19 protein-coding genes and 1 riboswitch are annotated in these 21,099 nt (G+C 30.5%); of the genes, 17 read left to right on the forward strand and 2 right to left on the reverse strand.

The annotated features are described in order from the left end of the window. Positions 1–40: 40 nt before the first annotated feature. Together rnc and SFBM_RS03325 are read left to right on the forward strand one after the other, a co-directional pair. The gene (gene rnc, locus SFBM_RS03320; RefSeq protein ID WP_014017902.1) at positions 41–724 is read left to right on the forward strand and encodes a ribonuclease III; all 684 of its coding nucleotides are present in this window, start codon (positions 41–43) and stop codon (positions 722–724) included. Positions 725–915: 191 nt separating this feature from the next. Continuing rightward, positions 916–1,176, forward strand: a complete 261-nt coding sequence (locus tag SFBM_RS03325) for a stage V sporulation protein S (RefSeq protein WP_005806504.1) — start codon at positions 916–918, stop codon at positions 1,174–1,176. A gap of 57 nt (positions 1,177–1,233) precedes the next feature. On the opposite strand, the gene SFBM_RS03330 is transcribed toward SFBM_RS03325, so the two are convergent. Beyond that, positions 1,234–2,055, reverse strand: a complete 822-nt coding sequence (locus SFBM_RS03330) for a TIM barrel protein (RefSeq protein ID WP_005806500.1) — start codon at positions 2,053–2,055, stop codon at positions 1,234–1,236. A 150-nt stretch (positions 2,056–2,205) separates the two neighbouring features. Between SFBM_RS03330 and SFBM_RS03335 the strand changes: the two genes are divergently transcribed. From SFBM_RS03335 to guaA, 7 genes are all read left to right on the forward strand, one after another. Beyond that, positions 2,206–2,739 carry a tRNA (mnm(5)s(2)U34)-methyltransferase gene (locus SFBM_RS03335; RefSeq protein ID WP_005806498.1) on the forward strand — a complete coding sequence of 178 codons (534 nt, stop codon included), beginning with the start codon at positions 2,206–2,208 and terminating at the stop codon, positions 2,737–2,739. A gap of 8 nt (positions 2,740–2,747) precedes the next feature. After that, positions 2,748–3,965 carry an NAD(P)/FAD-dependent oxidoreductase gene (locus SFBM_RS03340; protein WP_005806497.1) on the forward strand — a complete coding sequence of 406 codons (1,218 nt, stop codon included), beginning with the start codon at positions 2,748–2,750 and terminating at the stop codon, positions 3,963–3,965. Between the two features lie 20 nt (positions 3,966–3,985). Beyond that, positions 3,986–6,538, forward strand: a complete 2,553-nt coding sequence (locus SFBM_RS03345; RefSeq protein ID WP_007439919.1) for a bifunctional 4-hydroxy-3-methylbut-2-enyl diphosphate reductase/30S ribosomal protein S1 — start codon at positions 3,986–3,988, stop codon at positions 6,536–6,538. A 58-nt stretch (positions 6,539–6,596) separates the two neighbouring features. After that, positions 6,597–7,181 (forward strand): ribonuclease H1 domain-containing protein, encoded by a 585-nt coding sequence (locus SFBM_RS03350; RefSeq protein WP_005806494.1) that lies wholly within the window; start codon positions 6,597–6,599, stop codon positions 7,179–7,181. 78 nt (positions 7,182–7,259) lie between these two features. Further along, entirely contained in the window at positions 7,260–8,375 is a 1,116-nt protein-coding gene (guaB, locus tag SFBM_RS03355; protein WP_005806492.1) for an IMP dehydrogenase, read from the forward strand. 74 nt (positions 8,376–8,449) lie between these two features. Beyond that, positions 8,450–8,551: riboswitch (purine riboswitch) on the forward strand. Between the two features lie 128 nt (positions 8,552–8,679). Continuing rightward, a complete protein-coding gene (locus tag SFBM_RS03360; protein WP_005806491.1) occupies positions 8,680–9,978 on the forward strand; it encodes an NCS2 family permease in 1,299 nt (432 codons plus the stop codon). A gap of 37 nt (positions 9,979–10,015) precedes the next feature. Continuing rightward, entirely contained in the window at positions 10,016–11,548 is a 1,533-nt protein-coding gene (gene guaA, locus SFBM_RS03365; protein ID WP_005806490.1) for a glutamine-hydrolyzing GMP synthase, read from the forward strand. 46 nt (positions 11,549–11,594) lie between these two features. Here guaA and SFBM_RS03370 read toward each other — a convergent pair whose 3' ends face one another. Then, entirely contained in the window at positions 11,595–12,149 is a 555-nt protein-coding gene (locus SFBM_RS03370; protein ID WP_242821638.1) for a hypothetical protein, read from the reverse strand. 224 nt (positions 12,150–12,373) lie between these two features. Here SFBM_RS03370 and SFBM_RS03375 point away from each other — a divergent pair, with 224 nt between their 5' ends. The 8 genes from SFBM_RS03375 to SFBM_RS03410 all read left to right on the forward strand — a co-directional run bounded on the left by SFBM_RS03375 (position 12,374) and on the right by SFBM_RS03410 (position 21,097). After that, complete coding sequence (locus tag SFBM_RS03375; RefSeq protein ID WP_005806486.1) at positions 12,374–13,564, forward strand: flagellin; 1,191 nt, start codon at positions 12,374–12,376, stop codon at positions 13,562–13,564. Between the two features lie 260 nt (positions 13,565–13,824). Then, positions 13,825–14,895, forward strand: coding sequence for a phosphate/phosphite/phosphonate ABC transporter substrate-binding protein (locus SFBM_RS03380; protein WP_005806485.1), 1,071 nt, complete (start codon positions 13,825–13,827; stop codon positions 14,893–14,895). Positions 14,896–14,963: 68 nt separating this feature from the next. Continuing rightward, on the forward strand, positions 14,964–15,716 hold the full coding sequence (phnC, locus tag SFBM_RS03385) for a phosphonate ABC transporter ATP-binding protein (protein ID WP_005806483.1): 753 nt from the start codon (positions 14,964–14,966) through the stop codon (positions 15,714–15,716). Next, positions 15,713–16,534, forward strand: a complete 822-nt coding sequence (gene phnE / locus SFBM_RS03390; RefSeq protein WP_007439752.1) for a phosphonate ABC transporter, permease protein PhnE — start codon at positions 15,713–15,715, stop codon at positions 16,532–16,534. Before phnC ends, phnE (SFBM_RS03390) begins: the two co-directional genes overlap by 4 nt. Positions 16,535–16,546: 12 nt before the next feature. Continuing rightward, positions 16,547–17,353 (forward strand): phosphonate ABC transporter, permease protein PhnE, encoded by an 807-nt coding sequence (gene phnE / locus SFBM_RS03395; RefSeq protein WP_007439751.1) that lies wholly within the window; start codon positions 16,547–16,549, stop codon positions 17,351–17,353. A gap of 2 nt (positions 17,354–17,355) precedes the next feature. Further along, the gene (locus SFBM_RS03400; RefSeq protein ID WP_005806481.1) at positions 17,356–18,819 is read left to right on the forward strand and encodes a bifunctional metallophosphatase/5'-nucleotidase; all 1,464 of its coding nucleotides are present in this window, start codon (positions 17,356–17,358) and stop codon (positions 18,817–18,819) included. Positions 18,820–19,122: 303 nt separating this feature from the next. Further along, positions 19,123–19,971: an aldo/keto reductase gene (locus SFBM_RS03405; protein WP_005806479.1), complete on the forward strand. Its 849-nt coding sequence runs from the start codon at positions 19,123–19,125 to the stop codon at positions 19,969–19,971. A 31-nt stretch (positions 19,972–20,002) separates the two neighbouring features. After that, entirely contained in the window at positions 20,003–21,097 is a 1,095-nt protein-coding gene (locus SFBM_RS03410) for a DUF871 domain-containing protein (protein WP_014017904.1), read from the forward strand. Positions 21,098–21,099 lie beyond the last annotated feature (2 nt).

Raw genomic sequence — 21,099 nt, forward strand, 5'->3', positions numbered from 1 at the left:
GTGTTTTGGACGACTTTTAAATTTTGGGGAGATGCATCATATGGATGAAATGTTTATTGAGAAATTTCAGGAAAAAATAGGGGTTAAATTTAGAAATATAGAGATATTAGATTTGGCATTAACTCATAGTTCTTATGCTAATGAACGTGGTTTAAGTGAATATAATGAGAGATTGGAATTTTTAGGAGATTCTGTGCTTCAATTATGTATAACTGAGTATTTGTATAAAAATTGCAAAGATAATAATGAAGGTGATCTTACTCGTAAAAGGGCATCGATAGTTTGTGAAGCATCATTATATAAAGTTGGAGAGCGATGGAATCTTGGAGAGTTTATTAAATTAAGTAAGGGAGAAAAGTTGAGTGGTGGTAAAACGCGAATTTCTACGATAGCTGACGCAGTTGAGGCAGTTATTGCAGCTGTTTATTTGGATAGTGGATATGATTTTGTACAAAAATTTATACTTAAATTTTTTTCAGATATTTTGAAAACAGGTGCGATAGTAAATTATTTAGATCATAAAACAAGGCTTCAAGAATATATTCAATCTAAAACTACTGATAAGATAAAATATAATCTGATTAAGGAAGAAGGTCCGCCACATGATAAGATATTCTATGTCCAAGTTATTATTGGGGACAAAAATTACGAATCAGGAACTGGAAAGTCTAAAAAAGAAGCTGAGCAAAATGCTGCACAAAAAACTTTAAAATTATTTGAGTAGTACATTGAATTAGTAGTTTATTTTAATGAAACTATTAATTCAATGTAAATGTTTTAACATAGCAACGTCGAAATATTTTGAAAATTTTTATATATATTTTAAAAGGAAAAAAAAGGAAAAAAGAAAAATTAATAGAAGTATATAGGGGACAAATGTTTAATAAAACTTAAGAGAATTTGGGAGGAACACTTATGGAAATTTTAAAAGTATCAGCGCAATCTCAACCTAAAGCAGTTGCAGGAGCTCTAGCAGCAGTATTGAGAGATAAAGCAGTAGCTGAAGTACAAGCAGTTGGAGCTGGAGCTGTAAATCAGGCAATAAAAGCAATTGTAATTACTAGAGGTTTTGTAGCTCCAAATGGGATTGATTTGGTTGTTATACCAGCATTTTCTGAAATATCAATTGATGGTGAGGAAAGAACAGCAATCAAATTTATTGTTGAGCCTAAATAAATTTTTTATATATAAAATGAAAAGGAGTAAAGATATTACTCCTTTTCATTTTTTTGATTATATATTTTCATAAATGTTTTTCATTAACAATGCATCTTTTTCGAGAATTGGGCTTTCACATATTATGCAGCCTTTAACATCGTATTTGACAAAAGCTCTTAGACATTCAGTTATATTGAAATCACTTTCTTCAAATGGAAGATGATTTTTTTCTCCTTTTGCAGTGTACTCAATTCCAGATAAGTGTACGTGAAAATCTTTGAGGGCATCTTCACCTAAATGTTCGCCAATGAATTCAAAGATTTTTGCAAAGTCATCGTATTCTTTCAATATCCCGTTATACCTTGCATGTATGTGTGAAAAGTCTACACATAGTTTTACATGTTCATGGTTTTTTACTAGATTACAAAGTTCTTTTAGGTTTCCGAATTGAGTTTCTTTTCCTGTTGTCTCAAGTCTGTAATATGAACCAGGTATTATTGGAAGTTTCCCTAATTCTTCGTTTATAGAGTTGTAAGCATCTTCTTTTGTTGAATCTAAGTAAAATCCTGGATGGAATATAATGTCAGTTCCACCTACAGATGATAATGCTACTATACCTTTTTCTAGTCGTTCTATTGACTTCTCTTTTTTATCAATTTCTTTTGCATTCATATTTATAAAGTATGATCCATGGGCAGTTAAATGGAAATTATATTTTTCGCGAGTAGCTTTCACAGCTTCACGATTTTTATCTGTGATATTCACAGATCGAACAAATGGGAGCTCCATCGCAGAAAGCCCTAATGAGTGCAGATATTCTATTCCAGTTACATATGTAAATTTTTCTGATCCGTTTCCCATAGGTAGACCAGAAATTCCAAATATAAGCTTATCCATTTTCAATAATTACTCCTTTATAATAATCATTATTTCAATTATAACATAAAAGGTTTTATTATAAAATTTGATAAAATTTTATTTATCTTGAATAATAATTACACCTAATCTATAATTAAAATTAATTTATAAAATGGAAGTAATTGTATTATGAGCTTTTATCAAATTACGGATACAGTTAAGAAACTGTTGCTTGATAATGTGAAAGAAAAGAATATATCAGTTGATTTCACTTTAGGTAGGGGTAATGATACCATTTTTCTTAGCGAAAATTTTAATTATGTTTATTCTTTTGATTTACAGAAAGAATGTATTGATGATTTTGAATTGAAAAATATTCAGAATGTGAAATTGATTTTGGATAGTCACGAAAATGTTGATAAATATATAGATGGTTTTGATTGTGGTATGTATAATTTAGGATATTTACCTGGATCTAATAAAGAGATAACTACAAATGCTGAATCTACACTTATTAGTTTGTATAAAGCTGTAAATATTTTGAATATTGGTGGTTTTATATCTATTGTTTTATATATTGGTCATAATCAGGGTAAGAGAGAAAGCCAAGAAGTTTTAGAATTTTGTAGTAGACTTGACAATAAGAGATTTAATGTTGCTTATCTTAATTTATTAAATAAAAATAATCCACCATCTTTAGTATTAATTAATAAAATGAGGTAGTTTTGATTATGAAGAATGTAATAGTTGTTGGATCAGGACCTGCTGGTATGATGGCTGCTATATCTGCTTCTAAATGTGGACATAGGGTGACATTGCTTGAAGGAAATAATAAAATAGCTAAAAAATTGTACATATCGGGAAAAGGTAGATGCAATGTAACAAATAAGAAAACAATAGATAATTTTTTTGAGAATGTATTAACAAATAAAGAGTTTTTGTATAGTGCACTTTATACTTTTACAAATGAGGATACGATAAAATTTGTTGAAGATGGTGGGACTAAGCTTAAAGTTGAGAGAGGCGATAGGGTTTTTCCAGTTTCTGATAAATCAAGTGATATAATTAAAAGTTTTGAAAAACAATTGAAGAGAAATAATGTAGAGATTTTGATCAATTCAAAGGTTGAAAGGATAAATGTACATAATAATACGATTGAGTCTCTGAAATTGTCAAATGGGAAAAAGGTTATAGGAGATCATTATATTTTTGCAACCGGAGGTGCATCATATCCTTTGACTGGATCCGATGGTAAATTATTTAGTGAGTATAAAAGGATAGGTCATAATGTTATAGAGTTAAAACCTTCGCTTGTACCAATAGAAATAAGGGAAAAGTGGCCTACGGAACTTCAGGGTGTTAGCATAAAGAATGCGAGTATGACACTTTATAAAAATAACAAAAAGGAAATTTCGTTTCAAGGTGATTTTATATTTACTCATTTTGGATTATCAGGACCAATTGTTTTAAAAATGAGTAGATATATTTCTGATGATGAAAATTATTCTATAGAAATTGATTTAAAACCTGCACTTGATGATAAGGAGTTTGATTTAAGACTTCAGAAAGATTTTATGAAATATAGCAATAAAAATTTTAAAAACTCTCTGGACGATTTGTTACCAAAAAAATTTATACCGGTTATGATCGATATTGTAAAAATTGATCCATACAAAAAAATTAATTCTATTACAAAACAAGAGAGGAAACGGATACTTGATTGTTTTAAACATCTTATTGTTAATGTCGAAGGATTAAGACCAGTTAGTGAAGCAATAGTAACAAGTGGAGGGATAGATGTTTCTGAAATAAACCCAAGTACTATGAAATCAAAAATTATTAGAAATCTTTCTTTTGCAGGTGAAGTTATGGATGTTGACGCTTTTACTGGTGGATATAATGTTCAAATAGCAATATCCACTGGATTTTTGGCAGGAAACAGTATTTGAAATTTGAGAGGAATGAAAATATGAATATATCAATAGCTATTGATGGACCAGCTAGTTCTGGGAAGAGTTCGATTGCAAAATGCATTGCGGATAGATTTAATTTTAAGTGTATAAATACAGGCCTTTTATATAGACTTGCTACTTATATTTCCATAGATGAAAATATAGATTTTGTACTGGAGGAAAGTAGACTAATAGATAAGTTGAAGAATGCTAAGATTGATATACATAGTGATTACTTAATTTATAATGGATTGATTTTATGTAATCAATTAAGAACTCAAGATATAGATAGTAAGGTGTCATTATTGTCAACTAGACCTGCTGTTAGAAGATTGATAAATGAAATTTTAAGATATTTCAAATCCGAAAGTGGTATTGTTATGGATGGTCGAGATATTGGAACTGAAGTTTTAAAAGATGCCAGTCTTAAATTTTTTATAGTAGCTGATCCAGAAATTAGAGCTAGGAGAAGATATGATCAACTCATTAAAATTGGGATTGATACAGAATATAAGAAAATATTAAATGAAATTGAAAAACGTGATAATATAGACTATAATAAGGAGGAGGGTCCTTTAAAGAAAGCAAATGACGCTAAAGTTATAGACACATCTAACTTAAACTTTCAAGAGTCAGTTGATGAAGTTTCGAGGGTAATTGTTGAATATATGGTACCTAAGATGAAGTTTAAAAAAGTTAGAGTTGCAGAAAATAATGGATTTTGTCATGGAGTTTTAAGAGCAGTAAATGAATTGGATAAGGTAGTAAAGAGTGAAAATAAGAAAAATATTAGTACTCTTGGAGAGATAATTCATAATAAACAAGTCATAAATCATTTCTCTCGCCAAAATGTTAATATAGTCAAAAAAGAAGACTTAGATACTTTAAAAGATAGTGAAGATATTTTGATAGTAAGAGCACACGGTATTCCTAGGGATGTTGAAGATGTTTTAATAAGTAATTCTATAGAATATATTGATGCTACTTGTGGCAGAGTTAAAGTTATACATAAAAAAGTAAGAGATTACTATGAAAAGGGATATGATATTGTAATAGTTGGAAACAAAAATCATCCGGAAATCATTGGAGCTAACAGTTATTGTGATTATAAGGCGAAATTTTTTTTTGAGGACAAGCTAGATGGTGAAATTTCGTCGGATAAGGTTTGTGTTTTGTCACAGACAACAGAGAAATATGAAAATTTTGAAAATGCGATAAAGTTAGTAAGTGAAAAATGTGAGGATGTTGTTTCGCTAAATACTATTTGTGATGCTACATACCTTAGACAACGTGATGCAGCGCAATTAGCAAAAGATGTAGATTGTATGATAATTGTTGGAGATAAGTTAAGTTCTAACTCTAATAAATTGTACGAGGTTTCGAAAAAATATTGTGAAAACTCTATAATAATTGAAAGGGCTTCCGATTTAAAAAGTGACATTTTAAAGGATATAATTACTAATTGTTGCAAAGTGGGAATAACATCTGGTGCTTCAACGCCAGATTGGATTATGAAGGAGGTAATTTTAATGATAGAAAATAGAACCGAAAACAACATAAAAATAGGAAAGCTATTACGAGGAAAAATCGAATTTATAGATGAAAAAAATGTGATTTTAAGTGTTGATGATAATTTAGAAGCAGTTTTACCAATTACTGAGATTAGTTCAGATGAGAAAAACAATTTTAGTGAAATATTTAAAGTTGGAGAGTATATAGATGGTAAAATTATTTCTTTAAGTAATTCAGATGGGAGAATTGTACTGTCTAGATTAGAAATTTTTAGGGAAAAATCTCTAGAAATACTTAAAAATAAGTTCAATAATAATGAAAGAATTTCAGTTGTTGTTAAAGAAGATGTAAAAGGTGGAGTAATTGTTGAGTTTAATAGCATTAAATTGTTTGTGCCTGCTTCACATTTAGATTTTGTACATATTGAAAATTTAAATGAATTTGTTGGTCGTGAATTAGAAGTTAAAGTTATTGAAATGAAAGAAGAAAAGAATCAATTTAAGATTATCGGTTCAAGAAGAGCTGTATTAGAAGAGGAAAAAAAGATTAGAGAAGATGAAATTTGGAAGAGTCTAGTTTTAGGTGATGTTGTCGAGTGTGAGGTAAGGAGAATAAATACATTTGGGGCTTTTGTTGATGTAAAAGGTATAGATGGATTATTACATATATCTGAAATATCTTGGGGTAGAATAGATAAAGTAAGTGATGTTTTAAATATAGGTGATAAAATTAAGGTTAAGATAATTGATCTTGATATAGAAAATCGAAAATTATCTTTGAGTATGAAAGTATTGCAAAATGATCCATGGTCAAATGTGGATGAGAAATATCCTGTTGGAGCTGTAGTACTTGGTAAGGTTGTTAGGTTTGCCGAGTTTGGAGCTTTTGTTGAGTTGGAGCCAAGTATAGATGGTTTGGTTCATATATCACAAATTAGTCATAAGAGAGTTAATGATATAGCTGACTTTTTGCAAATAGGACAAGAAGTCAAAGCTAAGATTGTTGAGATAAATAAAGAAAATAAGAGAATAGAATTGAGCATTAAAGTTATAGAATAAATTTAGGCTTAAGGGTGATCTGCCCTTAAGTTTTTTTTATAAGAGGGGTGGAGTAAGTTTGGCAAAAAAGTTTTATGCTGTTAAGAAAGGACATAAGAAAGGTATATTTGAAAGTTGGGATGAATGTAAGAAAAATATAAATGGATATTCCGGAGCTATTTATAAAAGTTTTAAGACACTTAATGAGGCGAATAATTTTTTGGATAATAATGAAGAAATTTTTGAATCAAGTGATTTAGTTGCATATGTAGATGGAAGTTATAACTCTGATACGAAAGAGTATTCATATGGTATGGTTATAATAAATGGTGATAGTGAGGAACACTTTTATGAGAGATTTAATGATCCAGAATTGTGTGAAATGAGAAATGTTGCTGGGGAAATTATGGGGTCAATGAGTGCCATGAAATATTGTTTAGATAATAAGTTTGAGAGTATTGTAATTTATTATGATTACGAAGGAATAGAAAAATGGTGTAAGGGATATTGGAAAGCAAATAAGGTTGGCACTCAAAATTATAAAAAATATTATGATAGCATTAAAGATAAGATAAATATTGTATTTAGAAAGGTTAGGGCTCATTCTGGTGATAGATATAATGATTTAGCCGATAAATTAGCTAAAAAGGCTCTGAAGACTTAAAAATTTAATGCAATTATGTTTTAATCATTGTATAATTATTGAAACATATGAACGAAGAAGATAAGGAGTGTGGATTATATGGCGAGAATTATTAAAAATGCATATACTTTTGATGATGTTTTATTGGTACCAAATAAAGCAGAGATTTTACCAAATCAAGTTAGTTTAAAGACAAATCTTACTAGAAAAATATCTCTTAATATACCTCTTATGAGTGCTAGTATGGATACTGTTACAGAAAGTAAAATGGCAATAGCTATGGCTGTACATGGAGGAATAGGAATACTTCATAAAAATATGTCAATTAAGGATCAAGGTAAACAGTTAGAGAGTGTTAAAAACTTTAGTGGTAACAAGCTAGAAATATCTTCTTTGGATAGTAAAGGTAGACTTTTATGTGGTGCATCGATTGGTATTACTCAAGATATGATTGATAGAGTTAAGGAACTTGTGAATAAGGAAGTAGATATTTTAGTTTTAGATACAGCTCATGGGCATTCAAAGGGTGTAATTGATGGAGTATCCATTATAAAACAGTTGTATCCAGATGTTCAAATAATTGCGGGGAATGTAGCAACTGGCAAAGCAGTATATGATTTGGTTCATGCTGGTGCAGATGCTGTTAAGGTAGGTATAGGACCTGGATCAATATGTACGACTAGAATAGTTGCAGGTGTCGGGGTTCCACAACTTACAGCTATAATGGATTGTGCTGAAGAGGCTATAGAGCATAATATACCTATAATTGCTGATGGTGGAATTAAATATTCTGGGGATATTGTTAAGGCATTAGCAGGTGGTGCGAGTGCTGTTATGCTTGGTTCTATTTTTGCTGGGTGTGATGAGTCTCCTGGTGATAAAGTTGTATTTGGTGAAAATATTTATAAGTCTTATAGAGGCATGGGGTCTCTTGGTGCTATGGATAGTGGATCAAGTGATAGATATTTTCAAAATGGGAGTAAAAAATTTGTACCTGAAGGAATTGAAGGAGTTGTTCCATATAAGGGAAAGATTAGTGAAATAATCTATCAACTAATTGGAGGAATAAAGTCAGGAATGGGATATCTTGGATCAGCAGATATTAAAACTTTATTCAATAATTCAAGATTTGTTGTGCAAACTGCTTCAGGTATAAGAGAAAGTCATCCACACGATATAAGTTTGATGAAAGATGCTCCAAATTATACGAAATGAAGGATTATAAGATAAATTTGAGTGTATTATTATATTTTTATATTGACTTTTTTAGTTAATGACTTTAACATTAAATTATTAGTATTGGATTATCCCGTATATAATCGATAATATGGTTCGAAAGTCTCTACCTACTTACCTTAAATGAGTAGACTACGGGTGCTTATTAAATTGATAGATTTAGATTGTTGTTGTATGTTGATTTACTATGCTAATTAGGGACTTTCAACTTTTGAGCTGATAGTCCCATATTATATTTTTTGCTAAATTTATTAAATAAAATTAGTTGGAGGTATGAACTTTTATGCTGAACAAGTTTTTCAAATTAGAAGAACGAGGTACAACGGTATCTAAAGAATTTATTGGAGGATTAACAACATTTTTATCTATGGCTTACATAATTTTTGTTAATCCAAATATTCTCTCAGTTACAGGAATGGATCAAGGTGCAGTATTTACATCAACTATTTTAGCTGCAGCAATCGGAACTCTTATAATGGGATTGCATGCAAATTTCCCTGTGGCTCTCGCTCCTGGTATGGGATTAAATGCGTTTTTTGCTTACACCGTTGTATTATTATTGGGTTATACGTGGCAACAAGCTCTAGCAGGAATATTTATTTCAGGAATTTTATTTATGATATTATCTTTAACTGGTTTGAGGGAAATAATCATTAACAGTATTCCTACATCTTTAAAGCACGCAGTTGGAACTGGAATTGGATTTTTCATTGCATTTTTGGGATTTCAGAATGCAGGAATTATTGTAAATAATGATTCGACATTAGTTGGATTAGGTGATTTTACAGATTTTAGTGTATTAATTGCAATAATTGGATTGGTTATAACTTTAATTTTAATGGTGAGAAAAATTCCAGCAGCTATATTTATCGGTATGGTTATTACAGCAATTATTGGAATATTTTTAGGAGTTGTAGATTTGCCACAGCAAGTTATCGCACCAATACCTTCTATAAGTCAAACTTTCGGAGCATTGTTTGAAGCCTTACCTACTATTTTCTCAAAAGATATTATATTAGTTATATTTTCATTTTTATTTATAGATTTTTTTGATACAGCAGGAACTTTGATGGCAGTTGGATTTAGAGCAGGATTTGTAAATGAAAAGGGTGAATTACTAAGAGCTAATAAAGCTTTATTGGCTGATTCAACAGCGACAGTAATTGGAGCTATTTTGGGAACATCTTCAACAACTTCTTATGTTGAGTCTTTAGCAGGTGTTGAAGTTGGTGCAAAAACTGGACTTGCTTCTGTGTTTACATCAATTTTCTTTTTGTTAATGTTGTTTTGTTCTGGACTTTTAACAGTTGTAACACCTTCAGTTACTGCGCCAGCACTTATTACAGTTGGTGTTTTGATGGCTTCATCGTTAAGTAACATTGAGTGGGGTAAAATTGAGATAGCGATTCCAGCATTTATTACTATTATTATGATGGTACTTGGATACTCTATATCTGAAGGAATAGCATCAGGATTTGTTTTGTATCCAATTATGATGTGGGCAGCTGGTAGAAGAAAAGAAGTTCATCCTATAATGTGGGTACTTACTTTGATCTTTTTAGTGCATTTTATATTTTTATAATTAATTGGTGAAGAAATATTTTATTAGGGGTGATTAAATGAAGAGTGATCAAGTGCTGGTTATTGATTTTGGGAGTCAATATAATCAATTGATTTGTCGACGTATTCGAGAACTTGGAGTTTATAGCGAACTTAAGTCTCATAAAATAACGGCACAAGATATTAAACAATTGACGAATGTTAAGGGAATTATATTAAGTGGTAGTCCAAATACTGTTACAGATAAAGGCTCCTTTGTTATGGATCCAGATATACTTAATCTAGGAATACCTATTATGGGAATTTGTTATGGTATGCAACTCATAACTCATATGAATGGTGGAGTTGTTGAGAGGTCATCTGAAAGAGAGTATGGGAAGACAGAAATTAAGACCGATGGCAGTGGAATTTTTGAGAATATCCCAATAGAGCAGATTGTTTGGATGAGTCATGGGTATCATGTTAAAACTCTTCCATTAGGTTTTATAGCAAATGCTAGTAGTGAGTCTTGCCCAATTGCTGCTGCATTTAATGAAGATAAGAATATACATCTGGTTCAATTTCACCCAGAAGTTGAACATTCTGTTTATGGAACTGAAATATTAAAGAATTTTGTATTTAAAATATGTAAAGCTAATGCAAATTGGTCTATGAGTAATTTTATTGAGGATCAAATTGTTAAGATAAGAGATCAAGTTAGAGATAAAAAAGTTTTGTGTGCACTTAGTGGGGGAGTTGATTCTTCTGTTGTAGCAGCACTTATTTATAAAGCTATTGGTAATCAATTGTTATGTATGTTTATTGATAATGGACTTCTTCGTGAAGGAGAGGCTCAGGAGGTTGTCGATACTTTTGATGGAAAATTTAAAATGAATTTTGTTAAGGTTGATGCTCAAGATAGATTTTTGAATAAATTGAAAGGTGTTTCTGATCCAGAGCAAAAGCGTAAAATTATAGGTAATGAGTTTGTGTTTTGTTTTGAGGAAGAAACGTCTAAATTAAATGATTTTGAATTTTTAGCTCAGGGTACTCTTTATACTGATGTTATAGAATCAGGCACTAATACAGCTCAAACAATAAAATCTCACCATAATGTTGGCGGACTTCCTAAAAATATGAGATTTAAATTAATCGAACCATTAAATACTCTTTTTAAGGATGAGGTTAGGGAACTTGGATTAGAAGTTGGATTGCCTGAAAGCATTGTTTATCGTCAACCATTTCCAGGACCAGGACTTGGGATAAGAGTTATTGGTGAAGTTACAAATGAAAAACTAAAAATATTAAGACGAGCGGATAAAATTTTGAGAGATGAAATTGAAAATGCGGGGTTGAATAAGGAAATATGGCAGTATTTTGCTTGTTTAACGAATATGAAGTCTGTTGGTGTCATGGGTGATGAAAGGACATATAGTTATACGGTAGCTTTGAGAGCTGTGACATCGAGTGACGGGATGACTTCAGATTGGGCAAGAATTCCTTATGAAATTCTTGATGTTATTTCAAGACGCATAGTCAATGAAGTTAGTGATGTAAATAGGATTGTTTATGATGTTACTTCGAAACCACCATCAACAATAGAATTCGAATAAAAATTTTTGCCGAAGAATGAGTGATTTTATTCTTCGGCATTATTATTTATTTGATGTTGATAATTATATCTAATAATAGATCTGTACTTATTGGATTATTTGTTGTTATAGAAAATGTATATCCATTGTTTGTCCAAATTGCTACGCTGATTTTTCCGTTGTTTCCTTTCGTCGTTACGTCTAAATTATTTATGTAGATTCTGTTTATTTCTGAGTAATCATTGTAATCGCCACTTATGTCTTCAGTTCCAGTGGATTTTCTAATAAATAGAGTGTGTTGATTTGCATTGAATGAATCAAATGTTATATTTTTTAAATCTTCTTCATTTATACTTTCGAGTTTTTTCTCATTATAATAAGTAATTTGAATTGTTTCGTCATTAATAATTGAATATTGTTTATTTTCATATCCAACAATTGTATCAGGTATAGAAAATTTAAATCCACAAGCCTCTATAGCTTCTTCAAGTGTTTCATATTTTACTATTGAATTAGGTAATTTAATTATTTTATTGCTTTCGGTTTCTGAAATTATAGGATTGTTATTAGATACGTTTTTGTTTTTGTTTGAAGTGTTACAGGATGTAATAGCAATTGCCATTGATGCTAATACAGTGAATGAAATTAATTTTTTCACGTTTTTTCCCTTCTTTGTCAAAAAATTATATTAAATGTTTCTCAAATATATTTTATATTTAATTTTTGTTTAAGTCTATTGTAAAGATTTCTTATCTTACCAACAAATAATTTAAGTATTTTCACATAAGAAATTTAAATTGGTACAACTTATTTTATAGGAAATGAAGTTTGGAGAGTATTAAGATTATGATAATAAATCACAATATTAATGCGATGAACGCACATAGAAATATGGGAAGTACTACAATTGCTCAAGGTAAGGCAATGGAAAAATTGAATTCAGGATTGAGGATAAATAGGGCTGCAGATGATGCAGCAGGTTTCGCAATTTCTGAAAAGATGAGATCACAAATAAGAGGACTTAATCAAGCTTCGAGAAACACACAAGATGGTATTTCAATGATTCAAACAGCAGAAGGAGCACTTTCAGAAACTCAAGCAATAGCACAGAGAATGAGGGAACTTGCAGTTCAATCTGCAAATGGTACTTATACAGATGAAGATAGAACTTTAATAGATCAAGAGTTTAAGAAATTAAAATCGGAGATTGATAGGATATCAGAGGATACAGAATTTAATGGTAGTAAACTTATCAATGGGAGTATTTCTGGGAAAGAAATCAAGACTCGTGATAAAGATTCAGTTATTATTAATGGAGATATTAAGAATCCAAATTCAATTAATGAGGTTATGAAAGAAATAGATCCAAATGAATTAGTTAGACTTGGAGAAGGAACATTTGATTTAATTATTTCTAAAGATAGGAATCTTGATGTTACTATTAGTATAGTTGATCGATCCCATTTTAATGGATGGAAACCATATGTTATTGATAGTATAATTATAGATAATCCTTCAGTAATTGAAGATGTTGAATTGGCAGGAATTAATTTAAGATTTAACAATATTCACGCTACATCGTCTTATCTTCCCGCTGGGAAAGAAATAAGAATTTCCTTTTTTAATGATTCAGAGAAGAAATCAAATGGTGTGGATTTTCAAGTAGGATCGAATAAAGGTCAGATGGTTGGACTTGATATAGAGAATATGAGAAGTCGTGAACTTGGTCTTGGGGGAAGTGATTTATCTACAATAGAAAATTCAAAGGAGGCAATTGAAAGATTAGATATAGCAATTTTTAGAGTATCAGAACAGAGAGCCAATCTTGGATCTGTACAAAATAGACTTGAGCACACAGTATCTTCAATTGGGAATACAGCAGAGAATTTACAAGCAGCAGAGTCGAGAATACGAGATGTTGATATGGCAAAAGAGATGATGAATTTAACAAAATTAAATATTCTTCAACAGGCAACCCAATCAATGTTAGCACAAGCAAATCAATCACCGCAACAAGTTATTTCTATTTTAAAATAAAGATTATCTCCTTTTTAGATTTTATTATATTATTTGATTAGAATGTTATTAGATAGTCATAACATAATTCTACATTTTTTATAAATTTAATATAGACAATAAAAATAATTTTATATTAAAATGTACATAGAACGATTAAATTTTAGCATTCTGATTGAAAAACATAATGATTCTTTACGTTTTTTAATGTAATTTTTAATAAATAGCTCTTATAGCCGTTTATTTTAAATATAAACCATTATACAAAAAGGAGATAAATTATGAAAAAGCATGTTACACGTATACTAACTTCTGGTTTTTTGGCATTATCACTTTTAACTGGTTGCATTGGTTCACCTTCAACTGATGGCTCAAATACTTCATTAAATTCTGATACAACAACAAATACTATAAATATTGATAAGTTAAATATAGCTTTTGTTCCTTCGAAAGACCCGGATCAAATTATTACAGCAACAGAGCCTTTGAAAGATATGTTAAAAAATGAGTTGAATAATCAAGGATATTCAATTGGAGAAGTTAATATTTCAGTTGGGACAAACTATGAAGCTGTAGGAGAGGCTTTGGTATCTGGTACTGTCGATATTGGATTTATTCCAGGTGCTACATATGTATTATACGATGATGGTGCTGAAGTGTTATTAACAGCTACAAGGGATGCAGTAAGTCATAGTTCTGAAAATGCAATAGATTGGAATCAATCGCCTACAGAATACATACCACAACAAGCTACTTCATATAGATCACTTATTATTGCTGGACCTTCTGCAAAAGGGAAGGAACTTAGTCAAAAAGTAAATAATGGACAAGAGTTAACATGGGAAGATTTAAATAGTGCAAAATGGGCTGTAATGAGTCCAGCATCATCTGCAGGATATATTTATCCAACTTTATTATTAAATGATAAGTATGGTAAATCTGTAGCAGATTTAGAAAATAAGGTTCAATCTGATTCTTATGGAAGTTCCATTGCTAGATTAGCAGCTGAACAAGTAGATGTTGTAACAGTTTTTGCTGACGCAAGAATTGATTATGTTGAAAATTGGATAAATGATTATGGACGTACAGGACAAATTTGGGATGAAACAAATGTTATAGGTGTGTCTGATCCAATTTATAATGATACGATAAGTGCAAGTAAAAATTCTCCTATTATGACACCTGAATTCAAAAATGCATTTGCGACAGCTATGATAAATATAGCAAATACTGAAGAAGGTAAAAAGGTAATCTCAGTTTATAGTCACAAAGGGTATGAACGTGCTCAATCTGCCGATTATGATAATGAAAGAAGAGTTCAGGAGATTATTCGTGAACTAAGATCTCAATAATTTTGAAAGTTATGGCGGGGACGAGTCCCTGCCTTTTTTATAAATAAAATAAATGAGAGGATTAATTAATGATAGAGTTTAAAAACGTTTCAAAAGTATATCCAAATGGCACTAAGGGACTTGATAATGTTAACTTAAAGATAAATCGAGGAGAATTTGTTGCAATTATCGGTTTATCTGGTGCGGGTAAGTCGACTTTAATAAGGACAATAAACAGAATGATTGATATTACAGATGGAAATTTAATTGTAAATGGCAAAAATGTTAAGGAATTAAAAGGAAAGCAACTTAGAGAATTTAGGAGAAAAATTGGTATGATTTTCCAATCTTTTAATCTTGTAACTCGCACAAGTGTAATAAAAAATGTTTTAACTGCAAAAGTACCAGATATCCCATTTATAAGATCAGTCTTTGGGATATTTACGAAAGAGGAAAAAATACAAGCATTAGAGGCCTTGGATAAGATGGGAATTGTTGACAAAGCATTTATAAGAGCAGATCAACTTTCAGGAGGACAGCAACAGAGGGTTGCATTATCAAGGACTCTAGCACAAAATCCTGAAATTATCTTAGCTGATGAACCTGTTGCGGCTTTAGACCCTATTACAGCAAGAAAAGTTATGGAAGATTTTAAGAAAATAAATAGAGAAATGAACATTTCAATTTTGATAAATATTCATCATGTTGAACTTGCCCTTAATTATGCAGATAGGATTGTTGGGATTAAAGATGGGAAAATAGTTTATGATGGCTCTTCATCTGAAGTTACGGAAGAAATATTAGAAACTATTTACAAGGGTAAGGTGGAGGTGGTTGCGTGAATATCTATGATAAGATATTTAGACCACGAGTTATAGAATTTGGAAATGGAAAGCAAGTTGAAGAAAAAAGATCGAGAATGCCACTTATAATTTTGATTTTTATTATTGCCATTATAGTGTCTGTAAAAATTACAGGATTTAACTTTACCACATTAATTCAACGTGGAAAAAATTTTTTTAGTATTATAGGACAAATGTTTCCGCCAAATATTGATTACATAAATAAGATTTTGAAACCACTTTTTGATACAGTGAAGATGTCTCTTTTGGGATCTGTAATAGGATCTCTGGCTGTTATACCGTTTTCTATAGTGTCATCAAGTAACATAATAAAAAGCAAATTTGTTGTGTCATTTATGAGATTTTTACTTAGTATAGTGAGAACGCTCCCTACTCTTGTTATCGCACTTATTGCTACATATGTTTTTGGGCTTGGAACTTTTGCGGGTACTGTTGCGATTTCTATATTTACTTTTGGATATGTTGGAAAGAAACTTTATGAGCAAATAGAAACGGTTGATATGGGAGCTTATGAAGCGATTCAAGCTTTAGGTGCGAGTAAATTAAGAGCATTTTTAAGTGCAATTATACCACAAGTTTTACCATCGTATATCGCCACAAGTTTATTTTGTTTTGAAGGTAATGTTAGACATGCAGCTATATTAGGTTATGTTGGTGCTGGAGGAATAGGATTAATTCTTAATGAGAATCTTAGTTGGAGAGAGTATGGAAATGTTGGGATGGTACTTATATCTTTATTTATGGTTGTAATCTTGATTGAATTGTTGAGCCATTATCTCAGAAAGAAATTAACTTAGGAGGTAATATTTATGAGTGAGATGGTTTTAAGACAATACGAAAAAGAACCTCGTAACTTTATTTGGAAAATAATTACTGCTTTAATTTGTGTTTTCCTTATTGTATGGTCAAGCAGTACAGTTAGTTTAGAAGGAATATCACAAAATGGTCTTCAGATAGCTAAAAATATTTTTCTTGGAATATTTGCTCCAGATACAGAACTTCTTTTTGATTTTGTAGGTGGTGTTCCATACCTTTTACTTGAAACAATGTGTATTGCATTTCTTGGTACACTTGTTGGTTCAGTTCTAGCAATCCCAATTTCATTTATTTCTGCTACAAATATTGTTCCTAAGCCAATAAGTGTTGTTGGAAGATTTATAATTATGTCAATTCGTACAGTTCCATCAATTGTGTATGCATTAATGTTTATAAGAGTAACGGGACCAGGTGCATTTGCAGGACTTCTTACTATGTCTTTGGCATCTATTGGAATGATTTCAAAAATGTATATTGAGTCAATAGAAGATTTAGATACTAAAATTTTAGAATCGTTAGATGCTTGTGGATGTAATTTTTTTCAGAAGATTCGTTATGGAATACTTCCTCAACTTTTTCCAGATTTTATTTCGACAGTTATATATCGTTTTGATATGAATTTGAGAGATGCTAGTATATTAGGGATAGTTGGAGCAGGAGGAATTGGTGCACCATTAATATTTTCAATGAATTCTTATAGGTGGAATGAAGTTGGGGCGATTATAATAGGACTTATAGTTCTTGTGCTTATTATAGAATTTATTTCAACTAAGATAAGAGTGAAGCTAGCTAGGGGGTAAATATGAACAAGAATTTAAGAATAATTTTCACATCTGATATCCACGGATATTTTTTTAACACCGATTATATGGACAGAGAAGTCAAGCATCAAGGATTATTACATTTAGCAACAAGATATAATAAGGATGATGAAACTCTAATTATTGATGGGGGAGATATACTTCAAGGCTCCCCATTTACATATTTTAGTCAGATGCAAAAGTCTCCTGATAAAATCGCACGAATTATGAATGAAGTAGGGTACGATTTTGTTACTATTGGTAACCATGATTTTAATTATGGCTATGAATATTTTAAAAAATATTTGGAGCATTTAGATGCTGAATGTGTTTGTGAGAATTGTCTTGATGAGAAAGGTAATTCATTATATCCACATAAAATAATTACAATGAAAAATGGACTTAGGGTTGGAATTGTTGGATGTGTAACTGAGTTTGTGAAATTTTGGGAGAGTCCTCAAAATTTAAGTGGAATATTAATCGGGAATATTATTGAAAATTTAAAGAAAGCTTATGATCAAATGAAAGATAAAGTTGATGTAAGTGTATGCGTTTATCATGGAGGATTTGAATGTGACATTGATACTGGGAAAATAGTTGAAACGAGTGGGGAAAATGTTGGTACAAAAATTTGTGATGAGTTAGATTTTGATGTACTTTTAACAGGTCACCAGCATATTGGAATTAAAGGTAGGTATTTAAAAAACACTTATGTTGTGCAAAATTTATTTAATGCTATGAGTTTTCATGAGATAAAGATATCAAGAGAAAATAATGAAAATATTATTGAGTCTGATATGATACTTGCAAAAGATATACCGCTTTCCGATAAAAAAGTTCCATTCTATGAAGAAAATGAGAGAATTCAAAATCTTATAGATAATTTTGTTGGCGAGATAGATGAGGAGTTACTTCCTGATACTCATTTAAACATGGCACTTAATGGAAGTAAGCTTGCTGACTTTATAAATAAAGTTCAAATAGAATATACTGGAGCAGATATTTCTTCAACGAGTTTTGCTAATAGAATTTCAGGTCTTCCAAGAAAGGTTAGAATGAGAGATCTTTTATTGACGTATCCATTTCCAAATACTTTAGTTCTTTTAGAAATAAATGGTAAAAATTTAAAGAAAGCTCTTGAAAGAAGTGCCGAATACTTTGACATGAAAGATGGAGAAATTATTATTTCTGAAAGATTTTTGAAACCAAAGATTGAACATTATAATTATGATTATTTTATGGGTGTGGATTATAAAATCGATTATGAAGGGGATCTTGGGAATAGAGTTTATGATGTTAAAGTAAATGGAAAAGAAGTATTTGATGATGACACTTTTACAATTTGTTTAAATAGCTATAGAGCAAAAGGAACAGGCGGATATTCAATGTATAATGATTGTAAAGTAATAAAAAAATATGATGAAGAAATATTTGAAATATTAGTAGATTATGTTAAAAATTTTTAAAGATATATTGAAATTAAATAAATTATATTATACAATATAATTGGGAGCTTAGAGAGTCACACAAAAAATTTTTTTGTGTGACCTTTTTTGTTTTTAAATATTTTAGTTAACTTATTGTTTATATCAGGTGATTATAGTTGATTAATTAGCAAATACTTAAAAAAAACTTTAAATATTTATGAAAATCTAAAATTTTCGAAGGAAATAGCATGGAAATTTACTAATTAGATTAATACATCTTGATTAGTAAGTTTATAAAGTGTAATATATACTTGTCTAATATGTAAAAGGAGGCGTACGGTGATGATAGGTTCTTTAGGAAGTAAACTTAAGTTTAACAATGGAATTGAAATTCCTGCATTTGGTTTAGGTGTATATAAGGTTCCAGATAATGAATGTATAAATCTTGTCAAAGGTGCAATCAAGAATGGATATCGTCTGATTGATACAGCTTCATTTTATGATAATGAGGTGGGTACGGGTAAAGGTGTTCATGAAGGAATTAAAGAAGTAGGTTTAAAAAGAGAAGATATTTTTGTTACTACGAAAGTTTGGAATGCTGGACTTTCTTATGAACAAACTATGGATTCTTTTAATCAAAGTATGAACAAGCTTAAACTTGATTACTTGGATTTATACTTAATACACTGGCCAGGTAATCCATATTCTTTTCAGGAACCATGGAGAGCTTTGGAAGATTTATATTTTCAAGGCAAAGTTAAATCTATAGGTGTTTGTAATTTTAATGAAGAACATTTTGAAAATCTTATGACATTCGCCAAGGTTAAACCAGTGCTGAATCAAATTGAAATTCATCCAAAATTAACTCAAGAAGCTTTAAGAAAATATTGTAAAGATCATGATATATTAGTTCAAGCATGGTCACCTCTTATGAGAGGTCAGGTATTTACAGATGATGTGATTGTAGAACTTTCAGAAAAGTATAGAAAAACTCCGGCACAAATAATTCTTCGTTGGCATTTACAACAAGATATTCTAGTTATATTTAAGTCTTCTAATATGGAAAGGATTATAAGTAATGCTGATATTTTTGACTTTAAAATCAGTCCCGAGGATATTAATAAAATATCATCATTGAATGAAGATTTAAGAACAGGACCTGATCCTAAAGTTTTCAACTTTGTAAAATAGGAGATTAGTGATTTAACAGGAGGATATTCTTATGAAGAGGCTAGGAATCTCCATTTACCCCGAAAAAACTTCGAAAGAGGAATTGCTGGAATATATTGATAGAGCATCTTATGCTGGATTTTCGAGAATATTTTCTTGTTTACTTTCTGTGGTAGATGATAAAGAGAAGATAAAAAAAGATTTTACGTATATAAATGAGTTTGCAAAGTCTAAGGGTTTTGAAATTATCGTGGATGTAGCTCCAAGTGTTTTTTCTAAATTAGGAATTACATATAATGATTTGAAATTTTTCAAAGAAATTCAAGCGGATGGTTTTAGATTGGATGAGGGGTTTACAGGAAACGAAGAGGCGTTAATGACCTTTAATGAGTATAATTTAAAAGTTGAAATAAATGCAAGTATTAATGTTCATACTATAGATACAATTATGGATTATTATCCTAACAAATATAATTTGTATGGATGTCATAATTTTTATCCTCACGCTTACTCGGGTTTGGCTCTTGATTATTTCGATGAATGCACAGATAGATTTAAAAGATACGGATTAAGAACGGCTGCTTTTGTTACGAGTCAGAATCAAAATACATTTGGACCATGGCCTGTTACTCAAGGATTGGTTACCCTTGAGATGCATAGAAATTTATCATTACTGACACAGGTTAAACATTATTTATCTATGGGAAATATTGATGACATCATAATATCCAACTGTTATCCATCGGATGATGAATTAGAGCAATTTAAGGATTTAGACCTTAGGTTCGTGACTTTTGATGTGACTGTGGAAGATGGGGTGCCTGAACTTCAACGTAGAGTTATGTTTGAAGAATTGCACATTAACAGAGGGGATGTTAATTCTAACATGATCCGATCAACTCAGCCTCGGATTAAATATAAAGGAAATAAATTTGAATTATTTAATGTCCCAGAGATAATTAAACGTGGAGATATTGTAATAGAAAGTAGTGAATATGGTCATTATGCAGGAGAGTTGCAAATTGCAAAAAAAGATATGAAGAATACAGGATTTTCAAATGTTGTTGGGAAAATAACAGAAGAAGAATTATTCATATTAGATTATTTGAAGCCTTGGCAGAAATTTAAATTAAAAATTAGTGGTTGATA

The organism is Candidatus Arthromitus sp. SFB-mouse-Japan (assembly GCF_000270205.1).
In the GTDB taxonomy this organism is placed as follows: Bacteria; Bacillota; Clostridia; order Clostridiales; family Clostridiaceae; genus Dwaynesavagella.